Below are 1151 nucleotides of genomic sequence, written 5' to 3' on the forward strand. Positions count from 1 at the left end.
ATTACGCTGGCTACAACACCGGCGCCGACGGTACGGCCACCTTCACGAATTGCGAAACGCAGGCCGTCGTCCATTGCGATCGGTGCAATCAGGGTAACAACCATTTTGATGTTGTCGCCCGGCATGACCATCTCTACGCCTTCCGGCAGTTCGATGGTACCGGTCACGTCGGTAGTACGGAAGTAGAACTGCGGACGGTAGCCTTTGAAGAACGGGGTATGACGACCACCTTCTTCTTTGGACAGTACGTACACTTCAGATTCAAACTTGGTGTGCGGCTTGATTGAGCCCGGCTTGGCCAGTACCTGACCACGCTCTACGTCTTCACGCTTAACACCACGCAGCAGTGCGCCGATGTTCTCGCCTGCACGACCTTCGTCCAGCAGCTTACGGAACATTTCAACACCGGTACAGGTGGTAGAAACGGTATCTTTGATACCAACGATTTCTACGGTCTCACCAACTTTAACGATACCGCGCTCTACACGACCGGTTACTACGGTACCACGGCCAGCGATGGAGAATACGTCTTCGATAGGCATCAGGAACGGCAGGTCAATCGCGCGCTCCGGCTCCGGGATGTAGGTATCCAGGTGGCCAGCCAGCTCGATGATCTTCTCTTCCCATGCCGCGTCGCCTTCCAGCGCTTTCAGCGCGGAACCACGAACTACCGGCAGGTCATCACCCGGGAAGTCGTACTCGGTCAGTAGTTCACGAACTTCCATCTCTACCAGTTCGAGCAGCTCTTCGTCATCAACCATGTCACACTTGTTCATGAACACGATCATGTACGGGATACCAACCTGACGACCCAGCAGGATGTGCTCACGAGTCTGCGGCATCGGGCCGTCAGTCGCTGCTACTACCAGGATCGCGCCGTCCATCTGGGCAGCACCGGTGATCATGTTTTTAACGTAGTCGGCGTGACCCGGGCAATCTACGTGTGCGTAGTGACGAGTCTCGGTGTCGTATTCTACGTGGGAGGTGTTGATGGTGATACCACGCTCACGCTCTTCCGGTGCCTTGTCGATCTGGTCGAAGGCGAAAGCTTTACCACCGAAGTGCTTGGCCAGCACGTTGGTGATAGCTGCAGTAAGGGTGGTTTTACCGTGGTCAACGTGGCCGATGGTACCCACGTTAACGTGCGGTTT

1 protein-coding gene is annotated in these 1151 nt (G+C 55.7%); it reads right to left on the reverse strand.

All coding sequences use genetic code 11. The annotated features are described in order from the left end of the window. The coding region (gene tuf / locus BN1125_RS10445; RefSeq protein WP_052446137.1) for an elongation factor Tu at window positions 1–1151 on the reverse strand (1151 nt) is incomplete at both ends.

The organism is Aeromonas fluvialis (assembly GCF_000819885.1).
Taxonomy (GTDB): Bacteria; Pseudomonadota; Gammaproteobacteria; order Enterobacterales; family Aeromonadaceae; genus Aeromonas; species Aeromonas fluvialis.